We start from the raw sequence: 355 nt of genomic DNA, 5'->3' as shown, positions 1-355 counted from the left end.
GGCTGTGGCTGGTCGAAGTAATACCCCTGTGCTTCGTCGCAACCCAATGCCTGCAGTGTGTACACCTGGGCGGCCTATTCCACGCCCTCGGCGAGTATTTTGAGCTGAAGGCTTTTCCCCATCGCGACAATGGTGCTCACGATGGAATAATTGCTGCGATCGTTCAACATGGCACGCACGAACGAGATGTCGATCTTGAGCTTTTGTACCGGAAAGCGCTTGAGGTAGGCAAGCGAAGAATATCCGGTGCCGAAGTCATCGATGGCAAGGGCAAAGCCGGCCGAGGCCAGGGCGCGCGGGACCTCCACGGCCCGCTCCGGGTCGCACATTGCGCCGGATTCGGTCGGTTAGGGCT

At 59.2% G+C, this 355-nt stretch carries 1 protein-coding gene; it reads right to left on the bottom strand.

The genetic code is table 11. The annotated features are described in order from the left end of the window. Window positions 1-74: 74 nt before the first annotated feature. The gene (locus ACTFO6_RS18080; protein ID WP_439935783.1) at window positions 75-329 is read right to left on the bottom strand and encodes an EAL domain-containing protein; all 255 of its coding nucleotides are present in this window, start codon (window positions 327-329) and stop codon (window positions 75-77) included. Window positions 330-355: the final 26 nt, after the last annotated feature.

It is taken from the genome of Pelomicrobium sp. G1, assembly GCF_051905455.1.
Taxonomy (GTDB): domain Bacteria; phylum Pseudomonadota; class Gammaproteobacteria; order Burkholderiales; family UBA6910; genus Pelomicrobium.
This window is presented reverse-complemented; position numbering and strand designations above follow the sequence as displayed.